Origin of the sequence: Anaeromassilibacillus sp. SJQ-1 (assembly GCF_046693725.1) — a bacterium.
Lineage (GTDB): Bacteria > Bacillota > Clostridia > Oscillospirales > Acutalibacteraceae > Anaeromassilibacillus.
The window spans coordinates 39,631-63,470 of record NZ_JBKEIV010000048.1 but is presented as its reverse complement, the minus strand read 5'-3'; the positions used below and the strand labels follow the sequence as shown (position 1 = coordinate 63,470).

At 48.4% G+C, this 23,840-nt stretch carries 9 protein-coding genes; 8 read left to right on the top strand and 1 reads right to left on the bottom strand.

The features are described 5' to 3' along the window. Positions 1-304 precede the first annotated feature (304 nt). The 4 genes from ACGCCZ_RS13915 to ACGCCZ_RS13900 all read left to right on the top strand — a co-directional run bounded on the left by ACGCCZ_RS13915 (position 305) and on the right by ACGCCZ_RS13900 (position 5,161). Positions 305-1,516 (top strand): reverse transcriptase family protein, encoded by a 1,212-nt coding sequence (locus tag ACGCCZ_RS13915; protein ID WP_411656344.1) that lies wholly within the window; start codon positions 305-307, stop codon positions 1,514-1,516. Between the two features lie 493 nt (positions 1,517-2,009). Beyond that, on the top strand, positions 2,010-4,232 hold the full coding sequence (locus tag ACGCCZ_RS13910) for a GH25 family lysozyme (RefSeq protein WP_161803712.1): 2,223 nt from the start codon (positions 2,010-2,012) through the stop codon (positions 4,230-4,232). A 184-nt stretch (positions 4,233-4,416) separates the two neighbouring features. Then, the gene (locus ACGCCZ_RS13905) at positions 4,417-4,677 is read left to right on the top strand and encodes an ASCH domain-containing protein (RefSeq protein ID WP_082402294.1); all 261 of its coding nucleotides are present in this window, start codon (positions 4,417-4,419) and stop codon (positions 4,675-4,677) included. Between the two features lie 31 nt (positions 4,678-4,708). Continuing rightward, positions 4,709-5,161, top strand: coding sequence for a GNAT family N-acetyltransferase (locus ACGCCZ_RS13900; RefSeq protein WP_054324826.1), 453 nt, complete (start codon positions 4,709-4,711; stop codon positions 5,159-5,161). Between the two features lie 1,183 nt (positions 5,162-6,344). Here ACGCCZ_RS13900 and ACGCCZ_RS13895 read toward each other — a convergent pair. Continuing rightward, positions 6,345-8,099, bottom strand: a complete 1,755-nt coding sequence (locus ACGCCZ_RS13895; protein ID WP_054324827.1) for a hypothetical protein — start codon at positions 8,097-8,099, stop codon at positions 6,345-6,347. A 289-nt stretch (positions 8,100-8,388) separates the two neighbouring features. Here ACGCCZ_RS13895 and ACGCCZ_RS13890 point away from each other — a divergent pair, with 289 nt between their 5' ends. The 4 genes from ACGCCZ_RS13890 to ACGCCZ_RS13875 all read left to right on the top strand — a co-directional run bounded on the left by ACGCCZ_RS13890 (position 8,389) and on the right by ACGCCZ_RS13875 (position 22,941). After that, positions 8,389-10,176 (top strand): hypothetical protein, encoded by a 1,788-nt coding sequence (locus tag ACGCCZ_RS13890; protein WP_411656343.1) that lies wholly within the window; start codon positions 8,389-8,391, stop codon positions 10,174-10,176. A 180-nt stretch (positions 10,177-10,356) separates the two neighbouring features. Then, positions 10,357-17,106, top strand: coding sequence for a glycoside hydrolase family 38 C-terminal domain-containing protein (locus tag ACGCCZ_RS13885; protein WP_411656342.1), 6,750 nt, complete (start codon positions 10,357-10,359; stop codon positions 17,104-17,106). Positions 17,107-17,606: 500 nt separating this feature from the next. Then, positions 17,607-18,647 (top strand): peptidyl-prolyl cis-trans isomerase, encoded by a 1,041-nt coding sequence (locus ACGCCZ_RS13880; protein WP_411656341.1) that lies wholly within the window; start codon positions 17,607-17,609, stop codon positions 18,645-18,647. 73 nt (positions 18,648-18,720) lie between these two features. Beyond that, positions 18,721-22,941, top strand: coding sequence for a carboxypeptidase regulatory-like domain-containing protein (locus tag ACGCCZ_RS13875; RefSeq protein ID WP_411656340.1), 4,221 nt, complete (start codon positions 18,721-18,723; stop codon positions 22,939-22,941). The last annotated feature ends 899 nt before the right edge of the window (positions 22,942-23,840 follow it).

Here is a 23,840-nt window from a genome sequence, read left to right as displayed (position 1 = left end):
CTCCTCCTTATTTCAAACAACTGCTTCCCAAAATGTAAAATATCGGTTATTTCGATTTCTCGCCCTTTTGGCGCTCTATGCAAATTTCCTCCTCTCTGCTTCTTAATCGAAACAAGCGATTGAATTCGGGAATATTATAGCACTCTGACATAATCTTTTCCAGTATTTATGAAAAATTTTTGTGAAAAAATTTATATTCCTCTTTGGTACGAAAGTATTTATCATATAAAACAAAAGAAAAGTTGATTTTCTAAGAGGATATGCTATAGTAGACATTGGACGGAACAACAGCGCTAACCGTGTGATGCATACATGGCTGGACGGCGAGTCGCCCTCCAGAAAGATGACTTTGGAAAAAGAGGCATGCGGCCTTCGCCGTGTCAAGATACACAAGGTGTATTCCCACACGGCTATGCCCGCATCCCTTCAGGAACGATTTGTGTTGTTCCGTCCTTTTTATCAACCATACAAACAGGAGGGGCAGAGGATGATTCAAACATTGGAGGAGTTTTGCGAATGGCTCGATCCAAGTGTCTCTCCCCGTATCTTACAGAAAAAAGTCTACTGGTTGCGTTCTTTGCGCTCTGCGAAAAAGAAGCGCAAAGAATACTGCCTTTTCTGGTTGGCAAAACGAGGGGGAGGGTACCGCCCAGTAGCTTCTCCTTCCCCGGGTCTGAGACAGGTTCAAAGGGGAATCCTCTCGCTCTTGGCCTATGGCGAAATCGCGCCCCCAGCTACAGCGTATCGCCCAGGCAGGAATTTACTGGACAATGCCGCCGCACATGTCGGACAACCAATACTTGTCAAACTGGATATACTTCATTTTTTTGGCAGTATTCATTTTCCGTCGGTCTTTTGTGCGATTGACCGTACATTGTCCCAAAACCCGGAAATTGCTCCTTACTCCAAAGAGTCCAACGGAAAGAATGCAGGGAGTACACGCGCAGATTCCTTTAACGCTCTTTTGAGTTTTTTCTTTACAACCTTCTGTACGCTGGACGGTATACTTCCACAGGGTTCCCCCGCCAGTCCCATGCTGTCTAATTTGGTCTTTTTTCCGTTAGATCAGCAGATTGCGGCCTTTTGCGGCCAACGCCACATTCACTATACCCGCTATAGCGACGATCTGACTTTTTCAGGGGATTTCTCTCCGGAACCGCTCATCCGCTTTGTGTACCAACTTCTGCGCGAAAACGGATTTTTGTTGAATCCTGCTAAGACCATCATCGCCCGGCAAGGCAGACGGCAACAGGTAACTGGCATTCTGGTCAATGACCATCCACAGGTAGGGCGGGATTATCGCAGGCGTATTCGGCAAGAAGTCCACTATTTGCGGCGTTTTGGCGTGGCCTCCCATCTGTTGCACGAAGGTCAAACCGGCTGGGCCCTTCATCCGGCTCCCTATCTGCAAAGCTTGCTTGGACGCATTCAGTTTGTCTTACAGATCTGTCCCTACGATCGGGAATTTCTAGAGTATCGGGCGTACGTCCTGCGTCTGCTAAAGAGTTCCTTATGAGAAAAATCGTTCAATAGAGGAGATGGCTGCTGGCCATCTCCTTTTTATTTCCTTCTTTGGGTTCCGCTCCGTTTACTGGTTGCCGAGTCGAGGATATGGTTTCCCTTTCAAATATGAACAGAAACACCGCACCAGACCAATTTTTGGAGGTTTTCTTTCCTGATATCTGAACCGTGGAAAACTGGCTCTCTACTTGACATAATTCCGGAATTCTCCTATAATCAAAAGCATTCAAATCGTGCAAAATTCGTCGGATTTTGTACGCCATTTTGTGTCGGTATGCGGCCCGGCCAACCAGAATAAAAGGAGGATATGCGATTGAAGAAAATTTGTAAAACCATGGCAAGAAAGCGAACAGGAATACGAACCGTTATTCTGGCTGCGTATTTCGACGACGCGGCCGCTTTAAAGGAGGAGCCTAATTGAAGAAACTACTCGCTTTACTTTTGGCGTTTTGCCTCACCTTTTGCGGGGAACATCTGCATTTGCAGACGTGGCATCCACTGTCGCAGTTGCATCCACCGGAACCTTTCAGATCGATAACACTTCGATTGCTATAAAAATCGGAGAAAGCGCGGTCCTTACCGCCTATGAAAACGGTTCTCCAACGATGAACGCCACCTGGACCGTCAGCAATCCGAGCATTGCCACAGTCAGCAATGGCCTGGTTACAGGGCATCAGCTCGGTACCACTGCGGTAACCGCCACCAATAGTGCCGGAGAGAGTGTCACTTGTTATGTTCATGTCATTTTGAAAGGTATCGATGTCTCCTCCTGGCAGGGCAACATCGACTGGGGTACGGTCAAAAATCAGGGGATTGATTTTGCTATTATCCGCACCGGTTATGGCAAGACGGCCCCAGAAGTGCAGACGGACGCCTATTTTGAACAGAACTACAGCGGCGCGACAGCAAATGGCATCAAAGTTGGCGCATACCATTACAGTTATGCGGAAAACGTCCAGGATGCTTTGCAGGAGGCGGATTTTTGCCTGAGTATTCTGAATGGAAGAAAATTGGATTATCCGGTTTTCTATGATATTGAGGACACGATCCACCGCACGATGGACGCCGATCTGATGGCAGATATCGTGGAAGCTTTCTGCGGAAAAATGGAAGCTGCCGGGTATCGCACAGGCGTATACAGTTCGGTCAATATCTTTAATTCCAATCTTTCCAGCCCACGCTTGGACAAATACGACCGCTGGGTGGCCAGCTGGGGAAAGGATGTCCCCAACTTTAACAAGGCATATACCATTTGGCAGTATGCCTATGGTACCCTTTCCGGTGTAAACGGAAATGTAGACCTCAATTACTCGTTTAAAGACTATTCTCAGGCGGGTACGCCGGTGAACCCTTCCACCCCTTCTACGCCAACCCTAACCTGTGACACGTCTTCCTATACCTTTGGTTCGAACGATGTATATTATTATAAGGTCTTTACATCCAGCGCCACGCAGCCAACCGCGACTTCTTCCAATCCATCCGCTGTCTCGGTGACCTTTGGCAAAAAAGTGAGCGACGGGTACATTTTCCAGATCAACAATGTCGGTGCTGGTACGGCTACTATTACGACTACCACAGCCGAAGGCGCATCTGTCAGTTTCCAAGCGACCGGGAATCGATCAGCAACAGGTTCTAAATTGACCTGTGACACTTCTTCTTATACATTTAGTAATAATTCTGCTTATTATTACAAAGTATTTACGGACAGTATTGTTCAGCCGACCGCGACTTCTTCCAATCCGTCGGTCGTTTCTGTGACCTTTGGCAAGAAGGTATCCGATGGATATATCTTCCAGATCAACAATGTTGGTACTGGTACGGCGGTCATTACCACTACTACTGTGGATGGTGCATCTGTCAGCTTCCAAGCCACTGGAAATAAGTCCATTGTTTCCAAACCTCCCCTGGCTTGCGACACTACATCTCCGTATACGTTCGGTAGCAATTCGACATATTATTACAAAGTGTTTACAAATAGCGCCACGCGGCCAACAGCGACTTCCTCTAATCCGTCGGTTGTTTCTGTGACCTTTGGCAAGAAGGTATCCGATGGATACATCTTCCAGATCAACAACGTGGGTACCGGTACGGCAGTCATTACGACAACGGCAGCGGATGGTTCTTCCGTCAGTTTCCAGGCAACGGGGACTAAGTCCACTTCGACGAGTTCTCCTCTGAAATGTGACACTACTGCGCCGTATACCTTTGGAAGCAATTCCTCCTATTATTATAAGGTGTTTACGACCAGTGCTACACAGCCGACCGCTACCTCCTCCAATCCGTCCGCTGTTTCCGTAACCTTTGGCAAAAAAGTGAGTGACGGATACATTTTCCAGATCAACAATGTGGGGACCGGTACGGCAGTTATCACGACAACAACGGCGGACGGTTCCTCTGTCAGCTTCCAGGCAACGGGCACCAAAGCTTCGTCGGGGACCGCACCTTCCAGCGGGAGTTTGGTCTGCGATACCACTTATCCATTCACCATCAAGCGAGGGAATGTTTATACGTTCCTCTTTACTCCAAAAGGAACTGTCGGAACACCACAATTTACCACTGGAAACAGCAATGTTTTGATTACAGCCGGCCTCAAACTGCGAAATGGCTCCTATCTGCTTACAGTGAAAGGGGTCGGAACTGGAAGCACTGGCGTTTACGCCACCATTCCTGGCCAGGCACCGATCAATTATTGCACGGTAAATGTTCAATAAGGCTGGATTTGTCGCGTGTTTGAAGGTTCCATTTGAGAGGAACGATAAGGTTCACTATAATCTTGATACAGAAAATTCGATTATCCGCATAAATACAGCGTTTAAGGACTATTCATCTCATAAAAAAGCAACTATTTTACCATGATTGAATGAACCTTGATATGACAGAAAAAGAACAAGGGAGATTGCACAAAAATGTGTATCTCCCTTTTCTCATGGTTACAATTTTATTTCACTTTGGTGTACAAACAAAAAAGTAACTATTGTTCCATTTCATGAGGTATCAGTAGAACATGCTTACAAAGAGGGTGAGGGTAATAAAACTTTAGATTTTTGGAGAGAAGCTCATGAAAAATTCTTTACGGAGTGTTTGAATCAGGTTGGATTGAAATTTACTACTGACATGAAAGTCGTATGTGAAGAATTTTCAGTTGTATATAAATAGTATTTAACTTTTAGTATGAAGGAGGATTAAAATGGAATTTAGAGAAATTGATAAATACAACTATTGGGATTGTATAGAATTAACTATTGATGATAACCAAGAGGGGTTTGTTGCAGATAATAAACAGTCATTGGTAGAAGCTGCTTATGAGGACGGTCTATATACTTTAGGAATATATCTTGAAGAAACGATGATAGGTTTTATCTTATATAATTATGATGAAACTTTTCCTGGCTGGTCTATGAGTCGTTTTATGATTGGAAAACAGTTTCAAGGAAAAGGTTATGGAAAACAGGCATCAATAGAATTTTTGGAGTATTTTAAAAACAAACACAATACCGATAAGTTATATATTAGTGTTTCTTTAGAAAATATGCTTGCACGTAAAATGTATTCTTCGATTGGATTTACAGAAATCAAAGAGGTAGAATATGCATTTGGAGACAAGTATTATAAAGAAATTCAAATGGTAAAAGAATTGTAATGGCAAACAAATTGCGGCTTAACAACTTCATATTCATACACACAAAGCAGTTAGTCTTAGGATTGACTGCTTTTTAAAAGACACCATTTAAGTGTAATGATGTCTTTTGGGTGTTATTTTATAGTTCATATCAAGACTCATTCAATCGTGGTAAAATGAATGGTTTTCTATACTTCAAAATACTTGAAAGTATAGTGTTTATGCGGATAATCGAAAATTAGATATATAATTTAATTCAATTTATTAAAAACTATAAAAAGAACACCTTACTTTTCGGTTTTTCCGCCGATATAGGGTGCTCTTTTTTTTTGAATCGTCTTTTTCATTTTTGTAGAATGCGCTGGGGATTGCCCACCAACGTTTTTTGGATACCCGCTATGCATAGCATTTAGGTTTCATCATTTTGCAATGAAAAGCGAAAATTATAAAAGCGCTTACTTGTTTTTCGGCTGTTTCCGGCGTGATGTTCGTTTTCTCTCACACGCAGGTAACAGCTTGTTTTCCTTGCGGTGATGCGCTCGACAAGCCTCGCATTTTCCGTGCCGCTTACAGGATTTATACCGGCATGGGCAATCTTGCTTTTCCTCCATTGGACTTCCTCCCCGAATCAGATTTTTTAAACAGTTTCCCCTTTTTGAGCAGGGGTTAAACGGACGATTGGCAATTTTGTTTGTCCCTGGGAAAGGCAACATTCCCGCCCCGTGCTATCCTGTTCAGAAGTTTAAAATGTCTTTTACTCCCTCAGTACACCGAGCATATTCTATTTTCACAAGTAGCCGAGTGGCGGCCGTCACCGGTATAGTTAGGGCTGTTTATCCACAATTAACCAATTGACAATGTTTGTACAGATTCATCATTGAGCATCATATTCCCTAGGAATGATACAGTTGGATCTGTGAGATTGACAAAACAACAAAATCTTTTATTTACTCTTACGCATCGACTATGGCCGGGTAAAGGAGCATCTGGCTTCTTTGGAAAACGACGATGGGCCGCTTCCATAATCTTTGAATTTGAACGGCGCTTGCACGGCGGTTTTTCTGCATTGCTCTTTTTTCGCCTCCTTTTGCGCCTACAATTTTTTCTCGATTGCCCATTAACTTTTTATTTGCAGAGTTGTTGGAGACAAAGGGGCTGCTATGCAAAGCACATGCATAGCAGCCCTTTTTGACCTGTTTCTTAGTTAAGAGGATTCTCCCTGTATATTTGCGCGGGTATTATCCACGGGAACACCCTGTGTGGTTAGCCAATCTTCCCACTTTTGCAAATTTTCTTCATCTGCTAATAACGCATATCGCAGCATTGGTTCATCGAATGGTACACCACATACCTGTGCACGCAGTGCATATTGCTTGAGCAATGTCCAGATCACAGGGCAATGTTCCTTGACCAGCTGTTCTGTCTCTGCATCTGCAAACGAAGCCTCTTGAAATATAGGCAGATTCTGTAATCTCCGTGCTGTCTCCAGGTCAGGCAGATCACAGGGATATTGTCCCAGCTGGCTGGTCATCCAGCTTGCCAGCATGGTTTCTACATCCGCCACATCGTCCAACGCACGTTGCTCCGGATAGGAAGGATCGGCCTCCTCCCACAGGGGCAATAGTTCTTCCGACTGGAACCAGCGGTTGTATACTTCTCCAGCCTCTGCTCCTAAGAGGTCCGATAAGAGGGCCGCGCAGGAAAAGTCCGCATCCGGATCTGCCAAAATGGCGTGCAAAACCGCATCTTGCCGCCCAGATAATTCAGATGCACGATCTTCCACAAGTTTGACTACCAATGGCGCCTGTATGTAGTGTAGAAATTCCTTACGCCCTTCGGATTCTGAAATCAACGCCTCATCCATAGGAGCAAAGGAGAAGAGGGCCGGGTCCTTGATCCGGATGGTCAAGTACCGGTTAAATAGGGATTGAAATTGCCATTCCGGCCGGATGCCCAACTGCTCACGTTGTTTTTCTGGTAAAGCACTCATGGATGCATTCTCATAGTAGGTCGCCAAACCTTCATAAAACCAGAGGTTCGGCGCCGCGTGGAACGTTTGGGTTGGAATCCTGCTGTCGAAATAGGCATGGAACATCCGATGGCTGAGCAGTTCCCAGTCCCTTCGGCTTGTCTCGTCAAAGGTTGCACAAACACTATGTATCCCCGCTCCCCCGATGACTGCTTCTCCATCATCTGGAAGCAACAGAATCTGATATGGTTGTTCTTCCATTCCAAACCGCTGTGCATAATAAGCGCGCAACGCTGCGACACCGGAGGAAAGATCCTCAGAAAAGCGCGCCTCTTCTCCAGCGAGCCCATAGACCGCCGCGCCTCCGGTCTGTTCCGCGGAAAAATATTGCGTAAAGTTCCCCATGGCAAATGCATCGTTGCTCAAATTGTAGGCATCTGCCCAAGAAACCTCCCGAAGCTCCTCAAAGGGCAGAACCGCTGTCCAACCTTCCCGGGGATTCATAGATACTTGCAGCGATCGGACTACGGCCTCCTCCTGAGGGTACCCATCTTGGTAAAATTCCATGGGCAGAAGCAAAGCCTGCCCTCCATCAAATACACAATAATCTTCCCGCACGGATCCCCGCTGTCCATGTTTTCCGGAAGCCCCCAACGAGATCTGGTACACCAGTGAGACCTTTCCTCCCCGTTTCAAAGCAAAGCTGAGAGCATCATCGGTTTGTTGGGCGGGTACGCTTACCCCATCTGCACCCGTACAGGATTGGATGGCTATATTTTTATCTCCTATATAAAAAGAAACCGTTCTATCTTTGGAAAGTGGCGTGCTTTGTACATCGAGGACAATCTCTAATGTCCCTTCTTTTACCTGTGGAGCCGATACTGTGTAATGCAGATCATATTTTTGATCCAAAGTAAAGAAAAGAATGGCCGCTACGGTCAATGCAACGATCACACTGCTAAGGGCTATCCACCTGATCTTATGACGCATCGTTTCTCCCCCGAAATTCATCCTTTTTCAGACCTGGTTCCATGACATTTCTGTCAATGATATAGAATATTTTATTAATTTTTATCTACTTATTTCAAGTAAATTATTTATTTTCCCAAAGACACCCCCCTGTATTCAAAAAATGTTCCCCTACTTTTTCCAAGGAGAATACCTGTATAATATTGATAAGAGGAGTTTACCAATTCACTGGAAGGGATTTTATACACGTACATTTTCATCAATCTGCATAGATTTTTAACCCCGCAACTTTTTGGAGGTGTGATCTTTTATGAAAAAGAATCGATTGATCGGCGGATGTGCCGCTTTGTTGCTTGTGAGTCTGGCCTCGTTTGGTCTGTGGCATACGCAGGGGGATGCCTCTTACCATATGGACACCGATCTCGCACAATTTGGAATCGGTTACACGGTCGAGCCTACCGACATCGATGGAAAAATCCTAAGCGTATCGATTGAGTTAACCCCCGACCAGCTGTCGCCGGACCGTATGTTTTATCTGGATGTTGGTGAGGTTGAGGCGTCTGAGCCCACCTGCACCGAGGCAGACGGCATAGAGGTCGCCTTGAACGACCTGGGAAGTGCCTGGGAAATCGGGCCGGTGTCCGAGGACTGCGAATCGCTCGTTTTTCAATACGACGTCAAACTCGGTGAAGGCACCGACGTTGATTTTCAGGTGGAAGGGGATCTCTACAAGGATCTGTTGGCTTTCCAAGGCAAAAAGGTGCTGATGATGCCCTTGTTTGACGCCAACAATCTCCCGTATATGGAAAAGTATATCAGCAGCGTATCCTTCCAGCTGACGGGAGAAAACGATTGGAATTCCATTATCCCCTTCACTCCCGCCAATAGCACCGAGCACGCCTTTCAGTTGGAGCGCCCTACTTGGTATGACTTCTACGATCTGATTCAATCAAGCTACTGTTTTGGCAGCTTTGAGCCTCTGAATCTCTCTTCTGATGGAGAAACTGCGGTGTTCTATCTCGACAGCGCCATCCGAGAAAGCGCCGAATTGAGCGACCTGAGCGCTGTAATTTCTTTCTATAACTATTATGTGGATGTATTCGGCAGCAATCTGGAAAAACCCGTCGTCCTTCTGCGAACCAATGAAGACGGTGAAAGTTCCATCCTATCCGGCGTCGGAGGAGAAGGTGCGGCAATTTCTCTCTCCATGTACACCCCGGATGCCTGTCAAACGATGTCGCGCACCCTTTACCATGCGTTCTTTGACAGCAAGGTTCATGCGAGAAACTTGCATTATCAGCCAAATGAATGGTTGTATCGCGGCTTGGGGGACCGTTACATCAATGCCTCTGCGGATGCGCTTCCCCAAGAGTTGAAGGATCTCTATGGCATCGAGGTGCAGGATAATCTCAATACCCGCTATATGAAGTATTTATTTGTCTCGTTGAAGGACCCCACCATGGCTGCCCTCTCCTCTGACATGGAGGGATCGATGGCAGCTGGACAAGAAGATTTTTACTTCAACGTCAAGGTGCCTCTGATCTTGGAAACCATCGAAAGCTTCACCAGCCAAACACAGGGAAACGCCCTGCTGCACTATTTGATGGAATTACCCCAGCATCAGGATGTAAATATCTCCCGATTGATGCAGGATTTGTTGGGAGAAAACGAAGCCATGGTGCGCGCGTACTTCTCCGGGACCTCGTTCATTCCAAACTATTGGAACCTCTCTGCACAGAATTGGAGTCCGGAGTACACGGTCAATTTGCTGGCCAGCTATGAGGACAACCTCTCTGCTTTATTCGATCAGCAGTATGTCCTCTATCCTTACGATCCAGTCTTTTTGATTGAAACAGATCAACTAAAACAGGAAATTGAGGAACGCGGGCTGTCGTTTGCAACCCCGGAAGTAGAACAGTTGGTAAAGAACTATTCAGAGACACTTTACCTGCTCCTCATGCAGAATGCCCTGCGCGCCGACCTCTGCGGCATTGAGGATCCCGGCGCCGCGGGGGTAAAAACCGAACTCAATTCCCAGGAAAACGGGCAGATATGGGCTGACTATGTGACCTCTGTTGGAATAGAGGAATCCATCTAAGCTGACAAAACATCGGTTTTCGATGTTTGCAGATATTTACAAACTAAGCCTGCGCTGTCACGTAGGCACAACCCAAACGAATTGAAAGGAGCGTGTGTAATCTATCGGGAAATCACCCAGCGCTTTTTAAAAATTTGCGCCCCGCTTTGGGCGGACGTGCAAACAAAGAAGGAGAAACGTATGAAAAGGAAAAACTTTAAAAAGACAGTCTCGTTCATGCTTGCAGCAATCATGGCAGCATCGGCCATGACCCAGGCAATGGCTGTCCGGGAAGACCCACCTTCCAATGCCCAGATCGACAGCAGCTGGACCATGTATCTGGTTCCAAACGCTCATATTGACACAGCATGGCAGTGGCCATTTGAAGACACGGCGCGAGATGTCATCAGCGATACTTTTAATCGCGCAGTCACAAACCTGAAGAGCAATGAAAACTACAAGTTTACTATGTCCGCTTCCAAGCACTATGAATGGGCCAAGGAATACTATCCAGACATGTATGAAGATGTCAAAGAGCTCATCGCCAACGGCCAGTGGGACAACCCCGGCGGCCAGGTGGTCGAGCCGGACCTGAACCTCCCCAGCGGCGAGGCTTTGGTTCGTCAGAGCTTGGAGGGGCAGCGCTTCTTCGAACAGGAATTCAACCAGATGAGTACGGTCGGCTATGTGCCGGATACCTTTGGCTTTAACGGCCAGTTCCCTCAGATCCTGAAAAAATCCGGTATGGACAATTTCGTCACTACCAAGTTGAATTGGCAGCAACAGAACACGGAACGCGATTCCGACATCTTTAAGTGGAAGGCGATCGACGGCACCGAGGTTCTCTCCTATGCGCCAATGAAGGATTATGTCAACATCTACAGCGACAGCCAAATCGTCAACGCACTCAAGCGCAATGAACAGACCGGAAAAGAAACCGGCGTTAAAAAGGCGCTCGGTATGATGGGAAATGGCGACCACGGCGGCGGCCCGGACTCTGGACAATACGCTACTGTTCTGAAGCAAAACGGTTCGGACGGGGTACAAGGCGCCACGGTCGAAATGGCAACGATCACGGAATACTTCGACAGTGTGCGTGAAACAGAGGACCTGAGTAAAGTCCGGACGGTGGAAGGGGAAATGTACTTTGAAAACCACCGCGGCACCTATACTTCCTGGGCGCGTGTAAAAGAGTACAACCGTAAGAACGAGATCTTGGCCGAAAAAGCTGAGAAGGCTGGCACCCTGGGCAATTGGCTTGGCGTTCTTCCGAATGCAGGGAATGAAGAGATCAGCAAGGCGTGGGATAAGATCTTAATCAACCAGTTCCACGATGTTCTGCCGGGCTCCTCGATCCCGTATCAGTATGAAGTCACCTATAACAACCAGGAATTGGCCAAAAACCTGCTGAACAATGTCCAGAATGACGGCCTACAGGCCATCGCCTATAAGGCGGATACCAATGTCGACGGCACGCCGGTCCTGGTGTTCAACCCATTGTCTTGGGAACGCAGCGACATGGTGGAAACAACCGTAAGCTTTGCCGACGCTGTTCCGGAACAAATCGCCGTTTATGACGGGGATTCGTTGGTTCCATCCACCGTGACCTCCCGCGACGAAGAGAAAAAGACGGCTACCATTCGCTTCCAGGCAAACAATTTGCCGTCCGTCGGTTTTAAAGTCTTTAATGTGAAATCCGGCGATGGAACCGTTGAAACCAATCTCAGCGTTGAAGAAAATGAGAATCTCTTTGTCATGGAAAATGCGTTCTTAAAGGTCGAAATCGACAAGAACACGGGAAACATCGCTCAGGTTTACAACAAGAAAGACGGCAATCGTCCGGTCTTTGCCGACGGCTACCAGGGCAATGAGATCCATATTTATAAGGATACCGGCGGCAGTTCCTATCCTGCATGGGATCTGGTCATGGAGGAAATGAATGCCGATCCGATCGCTATTCTGGATGACACTCCCGAAGAGATTGAAATCATCGAGAATTCGCCCGAAAAGATTGTGGTGCGTGTCTCCAGAAGTTGGTCCGATTCCACCATGTACCAAGATATTACGATGTATCCGGACAGTGACCGCGTGGATGTCAAGATGCATGTCAATTGGAATGAAGATCAGCGCCTGATGAAGATTTCCTTCCCGTTTGCAGCTGAATCCGACCATGCCACCTATGAGATTGCCTATGGCGCCCTGGAACGTCCGACCACCCGCGACAACAGCATCGATAATGCAAAGTTTGAGGTTTCCGGTCATAAGTGGGCCGATGTCACCGACGATAGCGGTGAATTTGGCGCCAGCATCCTGAACGATTCCAAGTACGGTTGGGACGCCATTCAGCTGAAAGATGAAGATGGCAATGTGGAGGCCACCCGCCTGCGCTTGACCGCCCTGCGTTCCCCGATGGGCGCGGCCGTCCGTTGCAGCGGTTGGGACCCGGCGGCCTATTACATTGACAAGACCACCCATGATTTCACCTATTCCATCTATCCACATTCCGGCACCTGGCAGGAGGCCAACTCTGTCCAGAAGGCTGCCGAACTGAACTATAAGGCAGAAGCAGTCCAGTCCGAACGCCACGACGGAGACCTTGGATCTGCGTATTCCTTCGCGACCTCCAGTGCGGACAATGTGCCGATCAGCGTTATCAAAACGCCGGCCGACGATCCGGACGCAAGAGATAAGCTGATTGTGCGTGTCTATGAATCCGATGGCCAAGACAACACCGATGTCACCCTTACACTTCCTTCCAACGTGAAGTCCGCCAAAGAAGTCAACCTTTTGGAGGACGACGATGAGGATCTGAATAAAGAGATCACGATTGATGGCAATCAGATTCATTTCTCCATGGATAAATATGAGATCACAACCATCGCGCTCGAGGTGGAACCTTACGGCGGCGAAGAGGTCCAGTTGAAGTCTGCTCCAGTCGATCTCTTCGATTACTACAACGTTGATGCTGTCAGTTTCAATGAGGACCGCAAGGACGGCGACTATGACGGCGAGGGCAACACCATTCCCGCAGAACTTTGGAAAGATTCCATCACCTTTGAAGGGGTCGATTTCCAGCTTGGACCGACCAACGACGGTTATGACAACGTGGTGGAGGCCAGAGGCCAAACGATCGCGCTTCCCGAAGGCAATTACAAGTATGTCTACCTGCTGGGCGCCGCAGCCGGTTCCGGTGAAAAGAGCGGCGTGTTTACCGTCAACTATGCAAACGGTGAACAGACCAACAAAGAGATCAAGTTCGCAGATTGGGATTCGGAGCTCTCCGGTTGGGACCGCTTCAGCAATACGGACATCCGCCCCTATGTGCGCGACCAAGTCGGTTACTTCTTCACCCATTTCCACAATGGTACGAAGGACCGCATGACAGTCGACAATTATCAATTTGTCTATGCAATTCCGGTCGATCCAGAGAAGGGGCTGGAGTCCATCCAGTTACCGGATGCATCCGGTATTAAAATTACGGCCATTTCCGTTGCAGACAGCGACTATCTACGCGTTGCACAGGAACCCACTACACAGGAAACCATCACATTGCCTGCGATTGAAAATGTGCGTGCAGAACTTGTGACTGGCGAAGGTGCTTTGGGCGACAAGGCCACCGTCACCTGGGATGCAGCTGACAACATTTCCACTTATCGTATTTACCGCGGCACCAGCGAGGACTTTACCGTAGAAACCGGGACGCTGGCCGGAACAGTGGATGGCCGCAAGACCTCCTTCACCGATACACTCCCCGCTAATGGCGAGTATGTCTACAAGGTGGTTGCAACAGACAATGACAGCAATCTGACCGAGCTCTCCAAACCGTCCAATATTGTCAAGGGCGGGCTGGATAATGCCTTCCTCTCCGTTCCGAAGGATAAGATCACCGCTCCCGGCGGCTACACCAACGAGGAGCCCTATAAGGCCTGCGATGGAAACACTTCTACCAAGTGGTGTTACCGTCAGGACGACGTTTATCTACAGGTTGATCTCGGTGAAAATAACAGTTGGACCATCGATAAGTTCACGTTGGTCAATGCCGGGAATGAAAACCCCAACTACATCACCCGCGATTTCCGCATCCTTACCAGCGATGACGGCGTAGAGTGGACCGAACGCGCAAATGTCACCGGCAATACGGAGAATGTCGTGGAGCTGGTCATGGAAGAGCCGGTAAATGCCCGCTACTTTAAGCTGATTCCGGACTATGCAGGCCAAACCGATTCTGACGCGAACTGTCCGCGTATCTATGAGTTCCAGGCATGGGGCCGCTCGAATGAGGCCGTTGCTCCTTCTGCTGAGAACGTCAACATCAGCCTTTATAAGGACCCGGACGATGCTTCCAAGGTCACGATGGATGGCACGTATACCTATGTAAATGCAACCCTGTCCGGCAAAGAAGGCGAGTCCAAGTTCCAGTGGTATCAGAGCGAGGACGGCGAAACCTTCACTCCCATCGACGGCGCAACGGGCTTGAGCTATACAATGGATAAGGCAGACGCCCTATCGTTGGCCGCTATCAAGTTCGAAGTGATTCCGGTCGATAAGGACGGTGTGGAAGGCGAGCCTGTGAGCAAGTCGGTCGTCATAAACGATGATACCAACATCCTGGCTGGTAAATCGGTTGAAGCAGATAAGCAGTTCAACGCTTCTGAAGCTGGCTCTATGCTGACGGACGGAGACTTCCTGACCAAGTGGTGCGCAGACGGTGTCTCCGAAAGCGATCCACGTGTTGCAATCATTGACATGAACGGCGTGTACGACCTGAGCAAGCTTACCCTGCGTCATGCGACCGCTGCATACGACGAAAAAGTCCCGGGCGCAGACGAAAGAGACCGGTTCAAGGAGTACAATACACGCAAATACAATCTCTATGTCAGCAATGACGGAAAAGAATGGACCCAGATCACCGCAGCAGAAAACCCGGAGGGACTCGGTGTCACCGAACATACCTACAGCAGTGGTGAAGCGGTTGGCCGTTATCTCAAGGTGGAAATCACGCAGGGCGTTGCTCTGAACGACGACGGCAGCCCGTACGATGGCAACAGCTGTGTACGTCTTTATGAAGTCATTGGAGAAGGCACCCTCCTCGACTTTGCAGACAAAGAGACCGATGACGGCAACGATGATAGCGACATCACCGATGTGGTACCTGAGAACGTCAAAGTGGTCAATGCAACTGCAGACCGCGCACCGATGGTTGGCGATACACTTGAAGCATCCTTTGATGTGGACGAACAGTATGTCGATTATGCGCGTTTCCGTTGGTTGGTGGCAGATTCCAAGGACGGTCCGTTCTCTCCGATCACAGACTCCTACTCTTCCACATTGCCGGTGACCGAAGATCTGGCTGGCAAATGGATTCGCGTCTCTGTGCGTATCGATCAAGGTTTGACGATCTACAGCAGCCCGGTCGAGGTTTCCGAGGACGTACAGCCCACAGAGCAGACTCTCACCGTTAGCTTCCCAGCAGGCGATGTGGAGATCCACGCGGAAGATATTGACATTGGTTTTGCAAACCTCACTGGCGTTTTGGAGACAGAACTTCTGTCCGGTTCCCCAATTCAACTGACCTTCACACCGGTTGCAGAGGGAAGAGAATTTGCAGCTATCTCTGTGAATGGAGAACCTATTCCGTTTGATGAAGAAACCGATACCTATTCGTATACATATGACGGAACGATGGATCGCGCCGACACGGCGTTGGACTTCTCCTTCACCGTTGTGAACAAGCTTACCCTGCGTTCCACAATCGAAGTCGCTGAGGGGCTTGTCGGCAGCGATGAGTATCAGGACGCTGTTACAGCCGTTCAGAAGAAGTTTGACAATGCACTCGAAACAGCGCAAAATGTAGAAGCTGATAAGACAGCCGATCAGAATACGATCGACCGTGCATGGTCCGAGCTGCTGGATGCTATCCAAATGTTGAGCTTTAAAGAGGGCGATGTCTCCGCACTCCAGACGCTGGTCGAAATGCTCGCCGACCTGGATGAGAATGACTTCACTACGGACAGCTGGGCAAACTATTATGAAAAGTACCAGAATGCTGTGGATGTAATCAACGACAACAATCCGTTGGAAGTCGATGTCGAAAAGGCGACAAAAGAGTTGAACGAAGCGTTGAACAAACTTGTACGTGTAGCGAGCAAGGAGGACCTGAGCGTCGCTATTGCACAAGCAACCGTTATTTATAACGCACTCGATCAGTATGTTGAAGCTGGTAAGGCAGAATTCATAGAGGCGTTTGAAAATGCTCAGACCGTATTCAATAATCGCGATGCCAGCCAGAAAGCTGTAGACGATGCGGCAATTGCGCTGGTGGATGCAATGGCTGCTTTGCGCAAGATTCCGAACAAGGATGTTCTGAAGGAACGCCTCTATCAGGCGACCCATATCGACCGCAGCAAGTACACCCGTGCGAGCCTTGCAATCTTGGATGCGGCGATTGCCTTGGGCAACGATGCAATGGCGAACGACAACATCGGACAGGAAGAAGTCGACTCGGTTGCCGACACCATTAAGAAGGCCCAGGCCGGTCTTGTAACCGTATCGCACAACTCTTCCAATAGCGGTCATAAGGGTTCCAGTTCGTCCAATTCTTCCGGTAAGACCTCGGGAGAAGGCACCGCCGTGGCAGTTCCATCTGCAATCGTCACAGCGGCACAGGGCGTCTCTGCTCAACAGGCGTATGTCCGCAGCGACACCACGCTTCCGTTTACACTGAAACATGGTCAGGCCTATTGCTTCAAAATGACTGTCGTTGGTTCGGATGCTGTTCCAAGCTTTACAGTTGGCAATGGCAACGTGCTCAAGACACAGTTTGTCGCAAAGGCTGGCAACGATTACTATTACAGAGTATATGCGATTGGCACACCGGGCCAGAGTGCAGGCGTATACACGACACTGCCGGGTCAGAATGCGGTTAAGCAATGTTCTGTAACAATTGGCTAAATGTTTTCTAGTGGAAGCCAAAGGGATAAAAAGGGTTCGATCATCCAATCCAAGCAGAACCCTTTTTATGAAACACCAATGACGACACTCCCAAGCAATCTTTAATAAGGCACTGTGCTGGATTTTCTATCCAGCACAGTGCTTTTTCTAGTTCTTTTTTACGATTTCTTTGTATCCGTTTTTCCAGTTTTCTTCATCCATTTAAATAAAGAATAAAAAGCTTTCTTTGAGCAAAACAACTAAATTGTCTAAACGTTGGTTCTGTTTTAGATAGTTTCCCGTTGAAAATCTATATATTTTTTGCTTTTCTATTGATTTTGTAGTATTCATTCATAAAATAAACACTTTTATACTCGACTTAAAATACAAAAATAATACCAGTATTTCCAAAAAAATTACTAATGCTTTTATGAAAATCCATATAAAATGTAGAGGTAAAAATGTATTTTAAACCGTTTGCTTTTCAAGCGGCCTCGTACTACAGATAGGAGGAACGCCCTTTGCAAAATACAACGTTTAGTCGTATCTTTGTGGGATTGATGGCTATGCTTCTTTGCATCCATCCCCTTGTAGCATGCAATACAAGCCACGAACCCGATCCTTATCAAACCGTCGGCGAAATTGCTGGACAGCCGGTCGCCTTAGGAGAATTACAGCTGTTTGTAGACGATGTTCGCCAGCAGACCAACAGTTATTTCAAAAAGAACTATTCTCTTGATGCCATTACAGAGGAAGAATGGCGAAAAGATTTTTCTGGTGAATCACCGGTCGACTATGCCATTGGGCTGGCCATGGAGGAATTGGTTCCCTATAAGGTAGTCGAGCAAAAGCTTGTAGAGCTCGGTTCTTTCGAAGATTTCTCCTATCGCGCCTTTGTCAATCGCTGGCAAAAAGAAAATGAGGACCGACAACAAAAAGAGGCATCTGGAGAAGTGATCTACGGCCCTGTCCAATACACAGAACGGGTCTACTACGATTATCTGAATGAATCCTATCAAGAGGAATTGGCAGCCCAGTTTCGGGAGGAACCGACGGAGGAGGAACTCCAGGCCTTTTATGACGATAATCCGGATCTCTTCCAGGAATTTGGCAGCGTAACCTTACAATGTGTAGTTCTTCCGCAGGAGGACTTTTCTCAAGAACAGGGCGAAGAAGCGCGCAATATTCTCCTTCAGGCATTGGCTGCGGGGGCTACCTTCGCCGATGCATCCGTTCAAGCGGGAATTGACGAATATACACAGGAACGAACGTTTACAGCGGAGGACCTCAGTAGTCCGGATGTCCGTGCATTTCCAGATGTGGAAGACGCTGTTTATACCTTACAGCCGGGGGATACAACGGATTTGATACAAAACGGCGACCTAGAATGGCTTTTCTTTTACTGCGAAACGCGCCAGGAGGGTGGACGGACTCCTTTTGCAGAATGTAGAGATGCATTAGAGGAGATCTACGTCGAACAGGCTTTTGATATGAGTTTGGAGCAGGCACAATCGTCTGCCCAAATCATCATATATGACCAAGCGAGAGAGTTGATCGACTGACGGTTTCTGTTCTTGAAAGGAGGAGGGAAGAACCACAGAAACCTTGCTGAATGAAAAGAAAGGGAGGATTTTTATGCAGTTTAAAAAGGGAAGTGTATTCACAAAAGTGCTCTCCCTGACTCTGGCAATTATGGTATCTGCCAGCAGTCTTCTCGGAGGTACCGCTTTTGCTGCAGAGACGACGGAACTGGATTCCGGCCGTGCTGTAAATGGGCTTTCCTCCGCTGCCAACACGGAAGCGGAAAAGGATGATTTCACTACCGTTGAGAACTATGCTCTGAATGGAAGTATGGAAGAGGATACCAACGGTGCGCTGACCTACTGGACGCCAAACCTTATGGAGGGCAGCGACGACAACACCATTGCGAAGGCCACCAGTATTCGGTATGGTGATGTCAACATCGGCAAATACGACAATTATTTTGCCGCCATTCGACCGGGCAGTTCGTATGTTCCTTATGAAGCGGCTCTGGAGCAGTTGTTGCTGCTGCCAAACGGCACCTACACCCTCTCCGCTTATGTCTATTCCGTTACCACCGCGGAAGACAAAGAGAACGGCGCATATGCCAAGATGTATGTCTACGAGGATGACGGTCTGGAAGCCATTGAAATCGATCTGGACGAAACCAGCGAATGGACCCGGGTGGTTATCCCGGATATCACGATCACGAATGGAAAATGCCGCATCGGCTTTGGCCTGAAATCGGTAGGCGCCGGTGAAGAAGAGGCCCGTGCGTTGGCAATCGACGACGTTGTCCTGTCCATCCCGGCGGGCACTGTCAATGGCACGGTAACCAGTCCCGATGGCGACAAGGTTGCCAATGCTACAATTCAGATCAAAGATAGCACCGATACAGTCGCTTCCGTCACCACGGATAGCGAAGGTTCCTATGCAATCGATGTACCTGCTGGAGATGATTTTGTTGTAACCGCTTCCAAAGCGGGCTTCCGCTCGGTCACAGAGGAGGGTGTCTCCTTTGTGGAGGGAGAAGAAACGACCTTGGACTTCCAGTTTACGGAGATGGTGGAGGAAAATGCCTACTACGTAGACGCCGAATTCGGTGACGACGACAATGACGGCCTATCGCCAGAACGCGCATGGAAAACCATCGCCAAGGTGAATGAGACCGTTTTTGAACCGGGCGATTCCATCTTGTTCAAGGCCGGTTGTTCCTGGGAGGGAGAAACCTTAAAGCCCCAGGGCAATGGCGAGGAGGGAAACCCCATTCATGTTGGCAAGTATGGCGAGGATGATCTATATCCGGTCATTCACGCAAACTATGTGCCGGGAACCCCTCTCTCTGAAATGGAAACCAACAACAAAAACGCTTTGGAGATCACGGGCATCAGCCACTGGGAGTTCCGCGATCTGGAATTGACAAACTACGGCATCTACAATGACGACTCTACGGCCAATGAGCAGAAGGGCCGCCGCGCGGTTACGATTCGTTCCGACGGTGGAACCATGGAGGATGTCACTTTGGATGGATTATACATCCACGACATCAACGGCTGGAACCCGAAGGGCAACGAGGACAACGGTGCAGCCATTTCCTTTGGTGCAAATGGACAGACCTATATCGATGGATTGACCATTGAAAACTGCTTGATTAAGGATGTGACCCGTGACGGCATCACCGGCGGTGGCTATACTGGCACCCGCCCGTGGGGATGGAACTCTTGGGATAAGCAGGATGGCGTCCCGCTTCGCCATAAGAATGTTGTGATCCGCAACAACGTCCTTGATACCATTGCAGGCGATGGGATTGTGCCGGGAGGCACCTATGAAGTGCTGGTTGAACACAACTTGGTCAGCCATGCCAGCAACAACCCTACCCCCTATCCCAATATGAGCGGCAATGCAAAGTCCAACCTTTCTGCCGCCGTATGGCCGTTCGATGCGGACAACTCGATCTTCCAGTACAATGAAGTCTGCTATACGGGTGTTCCGAGAGGAACAGAGGTGGCAGACGGTGAAGCATTTGACTCCGACTATTACTGTGTAAACACCCTGTTCCAGTATAACTATAGCCATGATAACGAGGGTGGATTCCTGATGCTCTGCGGACCGGCATATGCCTATAACGACGGCACGGTTGTGCGCTATAACATCAGCGAAAACGACGGTTCCCTGTATGGCAAACGCACGATTTTTGAAATTGGCGGCGGCGGTGGCGTCGACCACAGCTACATCTACAACAACACCATCTATACGAGTGAGGATCACTCTGTGTTCTCCGTCATGCGTGGCGAACCGTGGGATGGAAAACCGAAGGGGACCAATTTTATCAATAACATCTTCGCAATCAATGGAAACGTGGCGCAGTTTGGCTTTGCCGGTGACCCGAGAGATAAGGGCAAGGAAGGTATTGTCACATACGACCACAACCTGTACACGGGCACGCTCTTCGAGGGTACACTGAAGGATATGCCGGAGGATAAGAATCCTGTATTTGGCGATCCAAAGTTTGTCGATCCCGGCAACGCTGGCGACGGGTATGAGAATGCGAAGGCTTATCAGATCCAAGAAGGCTCCGCTGCCATCGGCGCAGGAATGCAGATCGATCAAAGCTGGTTGGGTCAAAAACTGGATACTATGTCCTACACAGCTGGTGACGGTTCCACCGCAGAGAATAAAGCGGTCTATTTCCATGTAGATGGCGAAGAATTCCAGTGGCAGAATCCAAATGGCGGCATTGACTTCTTCGGCAATCCGCTGCCTACACGAAGCGCCCCTGACATCGGTGCCCACCAATTCTCGGTAGAACCGCCAATGCCGGAAGAACATACTCTGACGGTTCAGTTCGACCTTACAGCGCAGATGGTCGGCGAAGGCATGGATATTGAAATTGCCAACAAGGTGGGAAGCTATCAGACGCAGGTGATGGGCGGAGATCCAATTACCTTTACATTCGTTCCCACCGCAAAAGGACGTGAATTCCGCAGTATTACGGTGAATGACCAGCCCGTTATCTTTGACGAAGACACCGATACATACAGCTATACCTATGAGGGCACCATGGATAACCAGGATATGAATCTGGTCTTCCACTTTGAGGTCGTTACAAAGCAAGCTCTCGTTACTGCTATTGAAGAAGCTCAGGCTCTTGTCGGAGGAGACGAATATAATACGGTGATCCCCTCCATCCGCAAGTTGTTCGATGAAGCATTGGCAAGCGCTAAGGTTGTCCGTGATAACAAACAAGCAACGCAGGATGAGATTGATGCCGCTATAGAGCAGCTCTTAAAGATTATTCCGTTCCTAAGCTTTACTGCTGGCGATACCACTGCATTGGAAAGCTTATTGGCTGTTGTTGATAAACTGGATGAAGCAAATTATACTGCCTCCAGTTGGGCAACCCTTCAAGAAAAAGTTGCGCAAGCCACAACAATCGTCGAAAAAGAAGAGCCCCTCAAGGTCGAGGTCGACGAAGCTTATGAAGCACTCTACAATGCTTTGACCAGCCTAGAATACAAGGCCGACACCAGCACTTTGGAGGCAGTAGTAGCGCGTGCTCTGGAGATCGAAGCTGTATTGAAGACCGATTACCTGGAAGTTGGCCAAGCCGAATTTATAGCTGCTCTTCGTTTTGCACAACAAATTCTTCAAAAGCCTGAACCAACCCAGCAAGAGATCGCAGATGCAGCAGACGCGCTCAATTTAGCAATGGCAAATCTTCGTAAGATTCCGGACAAAACCGCTTTGGAAAGCCTGGTGAAAGAGCTCAGCGCTATTTCCGGAGATGGTTATACAGCTGAAAGCTTTGCTGCTCTGCGCGCTGCCTTAAACATCGCACAACAGGTCCTTGCTAATCCGGAGGCAACGCAGGAAGAGGTGGATTCTGCCCTCTCTACCTGCAAAGATGCAAAGGAGAAGCTCAATAAAGTACACAATTCCTCCAGTGGACACCATTCAAGCAACTCCGGCAATTCCAGTTCGTCCGGTAATATCTCTGGAAACGGTACTGCCGTTGCTGTGCCGTCCACCATCGTCGCAGCTGCACAAGGTGTATCTGCACAGCAGGCCTATGTCCGCAGTGATACGACGGTGAACTTTACTCTGAAACACGGGCAGGCCTATTGCTTCAAGATGACCGTGGTAAACGGAAACAACCAGATGCCGAGCTTTACCGTAGGGAACGGCAGCGTTCTCAAGACGCAGTTTGTGGCGAAGGTTGGAAACGATTATTACTACAGAGTGTATGCAACTGGCACACCGGGCCAGAGCACGGGTGTCTACACGACATTGCCGGGCCAGAATGCAGTCAAACACTGCACGGTGACCGTTGGTTGAATCTCGAACAACTTGTGAAGGGCATAAGCCATTCGATCAAGGAACCGCTGCTGGAAGAGAACCTGCGTAGGAACGCCATAGGCGCGAAAGACGCTGGGCGTCCATCGGGCTAGAGTACGGGTGTCTACACGACACTGCCTAGCCAGAATGCAGTCAAACACTATACAGTGACGGTGGCATAAGCGTTCGGGAAGAAAAAAGAATATGGAATGTCTCTGACGGACAGCTTTTCTACATGTACCTGTATATCCTAATCGCATGTGGATGATTTGCCCCTTATGGAAGCGAATACATAGGGAAGACAAAGTAGAGATATTCCACACGATATGACCCAGCAGGAGCGTTCGCAAAGGAGAATGCGCCCCTTGCTGGGTCAAACCTTTTATAGGTATTGGGATGCACTGTATGGTGACGAACTGTGCAGTAACAGTTGGACGGATGTGGGTCAGTTTTGGGGGACAGCATAAAAGTTGTTTCCATCGGAGAAATCCGGCAATAATCGATAAATACCGGAATCGTGTTGTACAAAGAGTGAAAGTAACTCGTATCCAATCAAGGCTTGGCAGTTAATAGCAGGGAACTTCCATAGACATCGGCCTTTCGATTAAACAACCGCTGTTGGAAGAGAACCAGTATAGAAAACGCCGTAGGTGTGAAAGGCACTGTGCGTCCATCGGATCAGAGTAAGACGTTTACACGACACTGTTTGGGCGGAACGTAGCAAACCCTGCATAGTGGCCATTGGCCAAATATCGGATACGCTTCGAAAGGTATGGAAGTATCCATATCCGAACCCGACCAAATATCTGACAGCCGACAGTGGGGAAGCTTGCGCAGAAACCGTGGCAGATGTGAAGGACACTGTGTGTCAGTTAACAGGAAGTTTTATTGTAACCCCC

What these genes read in the sequence shown, in the direction of transcription:
- ACGCCZ_RS13915 (WP_411656344.1), top strand. Translation starts at nt 305, where the DNA reads ATGCATACATGGCTGGACGGCGAGTCGCCCTCCAGAAAGATGACTTTG.
- ACGCCZ_RS13900 (WP_054324826.1), top strand. Translation starts at nt 4,709, where the DNA reads ATGGAATTTAGAGAAATTGATAAATACAACTATTGGGATTGTATAGAA.
- ACGCCZ_RS13895 (WP_054324827.1), bottom strand. Translation starts at nt 8,099, where the DNA reads ATGCGTCATAAGATCAGGTGGATAGCCCTTAGCAGTGTGATCGTTGCA.
- ACGCCZ_RS13890 (WP_411656343.1), top strand. Translation starts at nt 8,389, where the DNA reads ATGAAAAAGAATCGATTGATCGGCGGATGTGCCGCTTTGTTGCTTGTG.
- ACGCCZ_RS13885 (WP_411656342.1), top strand. Translation starts at nt 10,357, where the DNA reads ATGAAAAGGAAAAACTTTAAAAAGACAGTCTCGTTCATGCTTGCAGCA.
- ACGCCZ_RS13875 (WP_411656340.1), top strand. Translation starts at nt 18,721, where the DNA reads ATGCAGTTTAAAAAGGGAAGTGTATTCACAAAAGTGCTCTCCCTGACT.